9 protein-coding genes are annotated in these 11,415 nt (G+C 73.6%); 6 read left to right on the forward strand and 3 right to left on the reverse strand.

Features of this window, described 5'->3' with window-relative positions:
• The 4 genes from ACZ3KJ_RS26460 to ACZ3KJ_RS26475 form a co-directional block, all read left to right on the forward strand.
• Positions 1 to 216, forward strand: a 216-nt coding sequence (locus tag ACZ3KJ_RS26460) for a carboxyl transferase domain-containing protein (protein WP_467530607.1), incomplete at its 5' end; no start/stop codon positions are given.
• Positions 217 to 234: 18 nt separating this feature from the next.
• A complete protein-coding gene (locus tag ACZ3KJ_RS26465; RefSeq protein WP_467530609.1) occupies positions 235 to 432 on the forward strand; it encodes an acyl-CoA carboxylase subunit epsilon in 198 nt (65 codons plus the stop codon).
• 32 nt (positions 433 to 464) lie between these two features.
• Entirely contained in the window at positions 465 to 938 is a 474-nt protein-coding gene (locus tag ACZ3KJ_RS26470) for a flavin reductase family protein (RefSeq protein WP_467530610.1), read from the forward strand.
• Positions 939 to 1,220: 282 nt separating this feature from the next.
• Positions 1,221 to 4,283: an FAD-binding and (Fe-S)-binding domain-containing protein gene (locus ACZ3KJ_RS26475; protein ID WP_467530611.1), complete on the forward strand. Its 3,063-nt coding sequence runs from the start codon at positions 1,221 to 1,223 to the stop codon at positions 4,281 to 4,283.
• A 123-nt stretch (positions 4,284 to 4,406) separates the two neighbouring features.
• On the opposite strand, the gene ACZ3KJ_RS26480 is transcribed toward ACZ3KJ_RS26475, so the two are convergent.
• Positions 4,407 to 4,553, reverse strand: a complete 147-nt coding sequence (locus tag ACZ3KJ_RS26480; RefSeq protein WP_467530612.1) for a hypothetical protein — start codon at positions 4,551 to 4,553, stop codon at positions 4,407 to 4,409.
• Positions 4,554 to 4,583: 30 nt separating this feature from the next.
• Entirely contained in the window at positions 4,584 to 6,428 is a 1,845-nt protein-coding gene (locus ACZ3KJ_RS26485; RefSeq protein ID WP_467530613.1) for a thiamine pyrophosphate-requiring protein, read from the reverse strand.
• A 489-nt stretch (positions 6,429 to 6,917) separates the two neighbouring features.
• Here ACZ3KJ_RS26485 and ACZ3KJ_RS26490 point away from each other — a divergent pair, with 489 nt between their 5' ends.
• Together ACZ3KJ_RS26490 and ACZ3KJ_RS26495 are read left to right on the forward strand one after the other, a co-directional pair.
• Positions 6,918 to 8,012: a carboxylate-amine ligase gene (locus tag ACZ3KJ_RS26490; RefSeq protein WP_467530615.1), complete on the forward strand. Its 1,095-nt coding sequence runs from the start codon at positions 6,918 to 6,920 to the stop codon at positions 8,010 to 8,012.
• A gap of 450 nt (positions 8,013 to 8,462) precedes the next feature.
• Positions 8,463 to 10,280, forward strand: coding sequence for an FAD-binding dehydrogenase (locus ACZ3KJ_RS26495; RefSeq protein WP_467530617.1), 1,818 nt, complete (start codon positions 8,463 to 8,465; stop codon positions 10,278 to 10,280).
• A gap of 133 nt (positions 10,281 to 10,413) precedes the next feature.
• Here ACZ3KJ_RS26495 and meaB read toward each other — a convergent pair whose 3' ends face one another.
• The gene (gene meaB, locus ACZ3KJ_RS26500) at positions 10,414 to 11,415 is read right to left on the reverse strand and encodes a methylmalonyl Co-A mutase-associated GTPase MeaB (RefSeq protein ID WP_467530618.1); all 1,002 of its coding nucleotides are present in this window, start codon (positions 11,413 to 11,415) and stop codon (positions 10,414 to 10,416) included.

An 11,415-nucleotide genomic window follows, 5' to 3' on the forward strand; every position in this document is an offset into this window, starting at 1 on the left:
ATCGCCGGGGCCGAGGACCCCGAGGCCATGCGGGCCCGCATGGTCAAGGAGTACAAGTCCGAGCTGATGCACCCCTACTACGCGGCCGAACGCGGTCTGGTCGACGACGTCATCGACCCCGCCGAGACCCGCGAGATCCTCATCAGGTCCCTGGCGATGCTCCAGTCGAAACACGCCGACCTGCCCTCCCGCAAGCACGGCAACCCGCCCCAGTGACGCCGAGGAGCCTGTCGTATGCCCACCCCTGACATCCGTGTCGAGAAGGGCCGTGCCGGGCCCGAGGAGGTCGCCGCCGTCATGGCCGTCCTGCTGGCGCGCGCCGTCGCCCGGCCCACCGCCGCACCGGACCGGCGAGGCCGTGTGACGGCCCGCTGGCGCCGGCTGGAGCGCGAGGGCGGCTTCCGCGCCCCGCACAGCTGGCGAGGCCGGTGATGGGCCCGGCCTCGTCCGCCGCTCCGGTCGACGTGCCCGTCGCCCCCGCCCTGTTCCGCAGTGTGCTGCGCGAGGTGCCGACGGCCGTCACCGTGGTCACGGCGCAGACGAGGACGGGACCGGCGGGGCTGACGGTGGGCTCGTTCGTGTCGGTGTCCCTGGAACCTCCCCTGGTCGGGATCTTCGTCGACGAGAGGTCCTCCAGCTGGCCGGAGATGAGCAGATCGGCCACCTTCACCGTCAACGTGCTCTCGGGCGGCCAACAGGAGCTGTGCGCACGGTTCGCGTCGAGCGGCACGGACAAGTTCGCCGGACTGGCCCTGCGCAAGTCCCCCTCGGGCAACCCGCTGTTGCCCGGTGTGGCGGCCTGGCTCGACTGCCGGGTCGAGGAGATACGCAAGCTCGGCGACCACCACTTCGCCCTGGCGCGGGTCACCGCCCTGGACAGGACGGCCGCCACCACGTCGATCGTCTTCCACCGGGGCGCCCTGCACGCCATCCCTTGAGACCGGGGCGCCCGTGACGGGATCCCCTGAGACCGCGCCGTTCCGCACGGGATCCCCTGAGACCGGGGAGCCTTGCACTCGCTCCCCTGAGTCCGCGGCGCCTCGCACGCACCCTCCGAGGCCGCGGCGCCCTGAACGCGCCCCCGAGACCGCGCCGTGCGCCGTGCGGGTCGCGGTGGCCGGCGATGTCGGCCCGGTAGGCCGAACGCCGTACCGTCCGTTTGTCCCCGTCCGGCCGGGGATACACGGTCGGGGCAGCGCGTGCGCCCAGGAAGGTTGCTCATGGACCCGGTCGATCTGCCCCTGCCCGTCGTACGCCGCCCCTCGGCACCCGGTGACGAGGTGGACGTGCACGCGCTCGAACGGGATCTGCGGTCCCGCGTCGACGGCGAGGTCCGCTTCGACACCGGGACGTGCGCGGCGTACTCGACGGACGGCTCCAACTACCGGCAGGTCCCCCTCGGCGTGGTCCTCCCGCGGACGGTGGAGGCGGCCGTGGAGGCGGTGGCCGTGTGCCGGGAGCACGGCGCGCCCCTGCTCTCCCGCGGCGGCGGCACCAGCCTGGCCGGCGAGTGCTGCAACACCGCGGTGGTCGTCGACTGGAGCAAGTACTGCAACCGCCTGCTGTCCGTGGACCCGGCGAACCGGCGCTGCGTGGTCGAGCCGGGCATCGTCCTGGACGACCTGAACCGGCAGCTGGCCGCGTACGGCCTCCAGTACGGTCCACGGCCGTCCACCCATCCGAACTGCACCGTCGGAGGCATGATCGGCAACAACTCCTGCGGCTCGACCGCCCAGGCCTACGGCAAGGTCGCCGACAACCTCCACCGCCTGGAGGTGCTCACCTACGACGGAGCGCGGATGTGGGTGGGACGGACCGGTGACGGCGAACGGGAACGGCTGACCGCCGCCGGGGGGCGGGAGGCTGAGCTGTACCGCGGACTGGTGGCCCTGCGGGACCGGTACGCCGGACTGGTGCGCGAGCGCTTTCCCGGCATTCCGCGGCGGGTGTCCGGCTACAACCTCGACTCGCTGCTGCCCGAGCACGGCTTCGACGTCGCCGGGCTCCTGACCGGTTCCGAATCCACGCTGGTGACCGTCCTGCGCGCGGAGCTGGAACTGGTGCCCGTGCCGGAGCACACCGCCCTGGTCGTGCTCGGCTATGAGGACATCTGCCAGGCGGCCGACCACGTGCCGGCCGTCCTGGAGCACGAGCCGGCGGCCCTGGAGGGCGTGGATCACCAGCTGATCCACTTCCAGCGGGAGAAGCACCTCAACCCGGAGGCGCTGAAGGAGCTGCCCGACGGCCGGGCCTACCTGATGGTGCAGTTCACCTCGGACACGCGTGAGGGTGTCGAGGCCAAGGCCCGGGCGCTGATCGATGCCGAGCCGGACGACGTCGACCACACGTGGTACGACGACGAGCAGCACGTGCACGAACTGTGGCTGGTCCGTGAGTCCGGCCTGGGAGCCACCGCGCACGTGCCCGGCAGCCCCGACACGTGGGAGGGCTGGGAGGACTCCGCGGTCCCGGTCGACCGCCTCGGCGACTACCTGCGTGACCTCAAGCGACTGTACGAGGAGTTCGACTACGGACACCCGTCCGTGTACGGCCACTTCGGCCACGGCTGCGTACACACCCGTATCCCCTTCGACCTGGAGTCGGAAGACGGCGTCGGCCGGATGCGCGCCTTCGTGGAGAGGGCCGCCGACCTGGTCGTGTCCTACGGCGGATCGCTGTCCGGCGAACACGGGGACGGCCAGTCCCGGGGGGAGCTGCTGGAGAAGATGTTCGGCGCGGAACTGATCGAGGGGTTCGAGCGGCTGAAGGGCCTGTTCGACCCCGGCAACCGGATGAACCCCGGCAAGGTCGTCCTCCCGTACCGCGTGGACGAGAACCTGCGGCTGGGCGTGGACCACCTGCCCTGGGAACCGGAGACCGCGTTCTCCTTCCCGGACGACGACGGCCGGTTCAGCCGGGCCGCGGCCCGGTGCGTGGGCGTGGGCAAGTGCCGCTCCTCCGAGGGCGGGGTGATGTGCCCCAGCTACCGGGCCACCCGCGAGGAGGAGCACTCCACCCGGGGCCGGGCCCGCCTGCTGTTCGAAATGGTCCGCAACGACTCGCCGATCCCCGACGGCTGGCGTTCCCGCGCGGTGCACGACGCGCTCGACCTCTGCCTCGCCTGCAAGGGCTGCAAGACCGACTGCCCGGTCGACGTCGACATGGCCACCTACAAGGCCGAGTTCCTGCACCACCACTACAAGGGCCGGCCGCGGCCCCTCGCGCACTACTCGATGGGCTGGCTGCCGGCGGTGGCCCGGGTCGTCGCCCGCGCCCCCAGGACCGTCAACGCACTGACGGCGGTGCCCTGGGTGGCCCGCGCGGCCAAGGCGCTCGGCGGCGTGGCCCCGGAGCGGGACGTGCCCGTCTTCGCCGAGCAGCGGTTCACCGACTGGTGGCGTGAGCGGGGCGGGCCGCGCGGCGACGGCCGGCGGGGCGAGGTCGTGGTCTGGCCCGACACCTTCACCGACCACTTCCACCCCGCCGTCGGCCGGGCCGCCGTCGAGGTCCTCGAAGCGGCGGGCTTCCGCGTCAAGGTGCCCGACGCGGCGGTGTGCTGCGGACTGACCTGGATCTCCACCGGGCAACTCGGCGTCGCCAAGAAGGTGTTGGGCCACACCCTCGACGTCCTGCGCGCGGACCTGCGCCGGGGCACCCCCGTGGTGGGACTGGAACCCAGCTGCACCGCCGTCTTCCGTTCCGACGCGGCCGAACTGCTGCCGACGGACCCCGACGTGGGGCGCCTGCGGGAACAGACCCGCACCCTCGCCGAACTGCTCGTCGAGCGCGCCGGCGACTGGCGGCCCCCGGCCGTCGACGCGCGCGCGGTGGTGCAGCGCCACTGTCACCAGTACGCCGTCATGGGCTTCGACGCGGAGCGCGAGCTGCTGGAGCGGGCCGGAGTGGACGCCGACGTGCTGGACGCGGGCTGCTGCGGACTGGCCGGCAACTTCGGCTTCGAGAAGGGCCATTACGAGGTCTCCATGGCCTGCGCCGAGGCCGGGCTGCTGCCCGCCGTGCGCGCGGCGGACGACGCGACACTGGTCCTCGCCGACGGCTTCAGCTGCCGTACCCAGGTCGAGCAGGCCGGCACCGGACGCACCCCGCTGCACCTGGCGGAGGTCCTGGCGGCCGCCCTCCACGGACGGGACGCCGACCCCGAACGCCCGTCCGCCCCGGGACCCCGGGCCCTGCTGCCCCTGGGCGTCGTCGGACTGGCCGGTGCGGCGGCGGCCGTCCTGGCAGGGCTGCGCCGCCGCTCCCGGTCCGCACGGCTGCGGTGACGGGGCGCACCGCACGGCTGCGGTGACGGGGCGCGCGGGGGACTCGGACCCGCCCGGCTCGGGGGCAACCGCGTGCCCGGCTCGGGGGCCATCGCGCGGTGGCGCAGCGCGGCGGTGCCGCGCTCATGCCGTGCGGCAGCGCTCCGCGGCCGTCCGGCCGAGGGTGAGGCCGTGGGCCGTCCGGTCGAGGGCGAGGCCGTGCACCGGCTCCCCGGTGGCGCCCGGCGCGACGGTTCCGCCCTCGGGGGCGAGCACGCCGTCAAACAGCATGGTCCCGATCCGCGGCCGCCGCCGCCCGGTTCACGTGTGCTCGGCGCCGCTGTCGTGCCGTCCCGCGCCGGGGCGGTCGGCCCGGTGCCGGCTGCCCGGCAGCATCTCCTGCACCTTGGCCTTGAAGCCCTGCTTGACCATGGAGCCGCGGTCGCTGTCGCCGTGCAGGATCGCGGAGGCGGCCGCCTCGATCTGGTCCAGGGAGGCGTGCGGCGGGATCGGCGGGACGGCCGGGTCGGTGCGGAAGTCGATGACGAAGGGCCGGTCCGCGGCGAGCGCCCGGTCCCAGGCGGCCTCCACGTGCTTGGGCTTCTCCACCCGCACGCCGTCCAGGCCGATCCGCTGCGCGATCTCCGCGTACGGCAGGTCCGGGATGGCCTGCGACTCCTCGAACTGCGGGGCGCCGGACATGGCCCGCATCTCCCAGGTGACCTGGTTGAGGTCGCCGTTGTTCAGCACCGCCACGATCAGCCGCGGATCGGACCACTCACGCCAGTACTTGGCGGCGGTCACCAGCTCCATCATGCCGTTCATCTGCATGGCGCCGTCGCCGACGAGGGCGATCGCCGGCCGGTCGGGGTGGGCGAACTTCGCGCCGATCGCGTACGGCACCCCCGGCCCCATCGTCGCCAGCGTGCCGGACAGCGAGCCCCGCATCCGGCCGCGCAGCCGCAGGTGGCGGGCGTACCAGTTGGCGGCGGAACCGGAGTCGGCGGCGATGACGGCGTCGTCGGGCAGCCTGCCGTCCAGGGCGTGCACCACGTACTCGGGGTTGACGGGGTCGGCGTCCACGGCGGCGCGCCGCTGCATCACCTCCCACCAGCGGACGACGTTCTTCTCGACCTTCTCCCGCCAGGCGCGGTCCTCCTTGCGGTGCAGGCGGGGCAGCAGCCGTTGCAGCGTCTCGCGGGCGTCGCCGACGAGGTTCACCTCGAACGGGTAGCGCAGGCCGATCATGTGCGGGTCGATGTCGATCTGCACCGCCCGCGCCTGGTCCAGTTCCGGCATGAACTGCGTGTACGGAAAGCTGGAGCCGATCATCAGCAGGGTGTCGCACTCCCGCATCAGCTCGTAGGAGGGGCGGGTGCCGAGCAGACCGATGGAACCGGTCACGTAGGGAAGGTCGTCGGGCAGGACGTCCTTGCCCAGCAGGGCCTTCGCCACGCCTGCGCCGAGAACGTCCGCCAGCCGTTCGACCTCGGCGCGCGCACCCCGCGCGCCCTGCCCGATCAGCACGGCGACCTTCTCACCCGCGTTCAGCACGTCGGCGGCCCGCTGGACGTCCTCGTCGGCCGGCACGGGCGCGTAACGCCCCAGTCCGAGACTGGAGGGCACCATCTTGAAGGCGTGGGTGGGCGGGCTGTAGTCGAGTTCCTGCACGTCGGCGGGGAGGATGACCGCGGTGACGGTGCGCTTGGCGTACGCGGTGCGCAGCGCCCGGTCGATCAGGTTCGGCAGCTGTTCGGGCACCATCGCCGTCTCGCAGAACTCCGAGGCGACGTCCTTGAACAGGTTCTGGAGGTCCACTTCCTGCTGGTACGAGCCGCCCATGGCGCTGCGGTTGGTCTGACCGACCAGAGCCACGACCGGCACGTGGTCGAGCTTGGCGTCGTACAGACCGTTCAGCAGGTGGATCGCGCCCGGCCCGGACGTGGCCGCGCACACACCGACCCTGCCGGAGAACTTGGCGTACCCCACGGCCTCGAAGGCGGCCATCTCCTCGTGCCGCGCCTGCACGAACTTCGGCTTGTTCCCGGCGCGTCCCCACGCCGCCAGCAGACCGTTGATGCCGTCGCCGGCGTAGGCGAAGACATGCTCCACGTCCCACTCGCGCAACCGCTGGAGGATGTAGTCGGACACCTTCGTGCTGGCCATGGGCACTCCGTTCCCGCTGCCGCGTTCTGCCTCTTCGTCTCGGTCCGTCCGTCCGGGCTGATCCCCGGCGCCCGCCCGACGCGCCACCGCACGGGTAACCGCACGGGTCGGGGGAAAACGCGATGGCCGACCCGCCCCCCCGCGGGCCGCCCGCCCCCTGGGCGTCTTCCGGCCCCGCCCCCCGGCGTCTTCCGGCCCCGCCCCCGGCGTCTTCCGGCCCCGCCTCGCGGCGTCTGCCGCCGTGTCTTCCGGCGTCTCCCGCCCCGCCCTCCCCGGGCCTTTCGCGCGGGCTCGCGCGCGGCCTCACTCCGGCGGCGCCCGCGCCGACCGGCCCGCGGCCCGATCCGAACGGGTGCGGTTGCGGGACTCCGCCGTACGGCGCATCCTCAGGCAGCGGGGGAGACGCCGGGCACCCTCGTCAGCGGGTGTCCGGCCCGGAGCGTGTCCGCCCCCGCCCGGGCGGCGCGCGGCGGGAACGGAGGGTCGGCGATGGCGTCGGTGGGTGTCGAGGAGGAGTACCTGCTGGTCGACCCGGTCACAGGCCGGCTGATGCCCCACGCGGAGAAGGTCCGGGTCGCGGCCGGGCTGGAGCCGTTCGTCGCCGCGCGGGAGATCCAGCCGGAGCTGTTGCAGGCGCAGATCGAGGTGGCCACGCCGGTGTGCCACGGCCTGGACGAGGTCGGCGGGCACTTGCTGCGTCTGCGGCACGCCGTGGCCGGCTCCGCGGAGACGCACGGCTGCCGGATCATCGCCAGCGGCACCCCGCTGTTCCGGGAGGACGGCCCCGTCCCGGTCACCGGCAAGACCCGCTACCGGATCATGCAGCGGCAGGCGCCGCAACTGGTCGCGGAGCAGATGGTCGACGGCATGCACGTGCACATCGCCGTGCCCGGCCGGCAGGCGGGCGTGGAGGTGCTCAACCGCATCCGGGGATGGCTCCCGACGCTGACCGCCATGGCGGCGAACTCCCCGCTGTGGGACGGACGTGACACGGGCTTCGCCAGCTGGCGCACCGTCGTCTTCGGCCGCTGGCCGGTCAGCGGCGTCCCGCCGTACTTCGCCGACGAGGGGGACTACGACGCGCGGATACGGCGGCTGCTGTCCACCGGAGTCATCGCGGACGCCGGGCAGGTGTACTGGCAGGCCCGGCTGTCCGAGCGCTACCCCACGGTCGAGGTGCGCTGCATGGACGTCCAACTGCGCGCCGACGACGCCGTGATGTTCGCCGGTCTGCTGCGCGCGCTGGTCGACACCGCCGTGTGCGAGGCGTGGGAGGGGCGTCCCGTGGTCGACCAGCATCCCGAGCTGGTGCAGGGGGCGATGTGGCAGGCGGCCCGCCACGGACTGAGCGGCGAGCTGATCGACCGCGCCGGCCGGCGCCGGCCGGCGGGAGACGTGGTGTCCGGGCTGCTGGAACACGTCGGTCCCGCACTGGACGCGTCCGGTGACACCCGCGAGGTCACCGCCCTCGTACACCGCCTCCTGCGGCAGGGCACCGGCGCGGAGCGCCAGCGCCGGGCCCTGGCCGAGGGCGGCCTCGACGCCGTGCTCGCCCTGGTGGTGGAGGCCAGCGGCACACCGTGACGAACGGCCCACCGGGCAGGCTCCGGACGGCCGCCCACCGCGCGGACCCGGCCGAACGCCGGTCACCGCCTGCCGCGCCCGTGCCCCCGTCCGGCACGACGCCCGCCCACCGCACCCGGTCGGGCGCAAGACCGCTCCGCCAGGCCGGGCGCCGCCCCCTCTGCCGACAGGGCGTCGACGCCCGCCCCTCCGGCAGGACATCGACCTCCACCCCTCCGGCAGGACGTCGACATCGACACGCCCGCCGACGGCCACGGCCCCGTCGCGACCGGCGGTCCGCAGGACGGCCGGATGCTCTGCTGCACCACTCTGGCGCCCCGATACACCGTGAGCTACCTTCGGTAACCGCTACCGCCGGTAACCCCTTTCTCCCGGGCACCTCCCAGGCTCCCCCGAGGCCCCTGGGAGGTGCACCGCGCGCACCCTCCGCCCCGTTCCGGAAGGCAGGTCATGGAGAACAGACAAGAGCCCGCAGCGCGTCCCGGCCCCGCCGCGTCCTCCGCGGGGATCACCCGCCGCCACGCCCTCACCGCCGCGGGCGGTGTGCTCGCCGGCGCCGCGCTCGCCCAGGCGACGGCCCCCGCCTTCGCCGCGACCGCCGCGTCGGCCGACGCCATCGTCGTGGGCCACGGGCTGGCCGGGCTGGTCGCCACGGCCGAACTGGCCGCGGCCGGACGGAAGGTGCTGCTCCTCGACCAGGAGCCCGAGACCAACCTGGGCGGGCAGGCGTTCTGGTCCTTCGGCGGGCTGTTCTTCGTGGACTCCGCCGAGCAGCGGCTGATGGGTATCAAGGACTCCAAGGACCTGGCCTGGCAGGACTGGCTCGGCACGGCCGGCTTCGACCGCGGCGTCGACGACCCCGCCGGCCAGGACCACTGGGCCTACCGGTGGGCCGAGGCGTACGTCGACTTCGCCGCGGGCGAGAAGCGGTCCTGGCTGGCCGGACTCGGGGTGCAGTGGTTCCCGGTCGTCGGCTGGGCCGAGCGCGGCGGCGGTCTCGCGGACGGGCACGGCAACTCCGTGCCGCGCTTCCACGTCACCTGGGGCACCGGACCAGCGGTGGTCGAGCCGTTCGAGAAGAAGGTGCGGGCCGCGGTCGCGGACGGCACGGTGGGCTTCCGGTTCCGGCACCGGGTCGACGGCATCGTGACGACCGGGGGCGCGGTCACCGGTGTGCACGGCGCCGTCCTGGAGCCCAGCGGCGCGGCGCGCGGCGAAGCCAGCTCCCGCACCGTGGTCGGCGAGTTCGAACTGAGCGCCCCCGTGGTGATCGTCACCTCCGGAGGCATCGGCGCCGACCACGACCTGATCCGGCAGAACTGGCCCGCCCGGCTCGGCACCCCGCCCCGGTCCATGATCACGGGCGTGCCCGCCCACGTGGACGGCCGCATGCTGGGCATCACCGGGAAGGCGGGCGGCCGGATCGTCAACCCCGACCGGATGTGGCACTACACCGAGGGCCTGCGCAACTACGCCCCGATCTGGCCGGGCCACGGCATCCGCATCCTGCCCGGACCGTCCTCGATGTGGTTCGACGCGACGGGCAAGCGCTTCAACAGCCCCGACATCCCCGGCTACGACACCCTCCACACCCTCAAGTCGATCACCGGCACCGGATACGACTACTCCTGGTTCGTCACCACCCAGAAGATCATCGCGAAGGAGTTCGCGCTCTCCGGCTCCGAGCAGAACCCCGACCTCACCGAGAAGAACGTCTGGAAGCTCCTCTCCCGCATCTGGCAGACCCCCGAGCCGATCGAGCGGTTCAAGGAGCAGGGCGAGGACTTCGTCGTCGCCACGACCCTGCCCGACCTGGTCGCCGGGATGAACGAGCTGACCGGGACCGACCTGATCGACCTCGACGGGCTGAAGCGGCAGATCGAGGCCCGTGACCGCGAGATCGACAACCCGTACACCAAGGACGTCCAGGTGATGGGCATCCGCAACGCCCTCGCCTACCCGGGGGACTCCCTCAGCCGTACGGCCTCCGCCCACCGCATCCTCGACCCGGACGCCGGCCCGCTGATCGCCGTACGCCTCAACATCCTCACCCGCAAGACCCTCGGCGGCCTCCAGACCGACCTCTCCGGACGGGTCCTGAACGCCTCCGGCGACCCGATCGCCGGACTGTACGCGGCCGGTGAGGTCGCCGGCTTCGGCGGCGGCGGGGTGCACGGCTACCGCTCCCTGGAAGGCACCTTCCTGGGCGGCTGCCTCTTCTCCGGCCGCGCGGCGGGCCGCGCGGCGGCGGCCGCGACCGCCACCTGAGCCGCACGGCGGACACCGCTTCCCGGAGCCCGGCTTCCCGGAGCCCGGCTTCCGGGGGTCTGGGTCCCGGGGCCCGGCTTCCTGGGTCCAGCTTCCGGGGCCCCGCTTCCTGGGCTCCGGCGCCGGGCGGCCCTCACCCCGACGAGGGCCGGTCGGCCCCCCGGAACGCGGCCAGAATGCGCTCGGCGGCCAGCGTGGCCGTCACCTCGCCGTCCCTGACCTGCCGTTCCAGGACGGGGGCGGCCGCGCGCACCGCGGGGTCGGCGTGCAGCCGGCCCAGCAGCTCGTCGCGGACCATCGCCCAGGTCCAGCCGACCTGCTGGTCCCGGCGCTTGGCGGTGAGGCGGCCGGTCGAGTCGAGCAGCGAGCGATGCTGTTCCAGCCGTTCCCAGACGGTGTCCAGCCCGACCGCGTCCCGGGCGCTGCAACTGAGCACCGGCGGGGTCCAGAACGCGTCCCCGCCGTGCATCAGCCGCAGCGCGCCCGCCAGTTCCCGCGCCGCCGCCCGGGCGTCGCGCTCGTGCGGGCCGTCCGCCTTGTTCACGGCGATCACGTCGGCCAGCTCCAGGACGCCCTTCTTGATGCCCTGGAGCTGGTCGCCGGTGCGGGCCAGCGTGAGCAGCAGGAAGGAGTCGACCATGTCGGCGACCGCGGTCTCGGACTGGCCGACGCCGACGGTCTCCACGAGGATCACGTCGTAGCCCGCCGCCTCCATGACCACCATCGACTCACGGGTGGCCTTGGCGACCCCGCCCAGGGTGCCCGCGCTGGGGGAGGGGCGCACGAAGGCGGCCGGGTCCACCGCCAGCCGCTCCATCCGGGTCTTGTCGCCCAGGATCGAGCCCCCGGTGCGGGTGGAGGACGGGTCGACGGCGAGCACCGCCACCCGGTGCCCGAGCGAGGTCAGCAGGGTGCCGAACGCGTCGATGAACGTCGACTTGCCCACCCCGGGCACCCCGCTCACCCCGATCCGCCGCGCCCGGCCGCCGTGCGGGAGCAGCTCGGTGAGCAACTCCTGCGCCAGCGCCCGGTGCTGGGGCCGGGTGGACTCGACGAGGGTGATGGCGCGAGCCACCAGGGCCCGCTTCCCGGCGAGCACACCCTTCACATAGGTGTCGAGATCGATCGCTGCCAT

This window comes from Streptomyces sp. NPDC003248 (genome assembly GCF_055563235.1).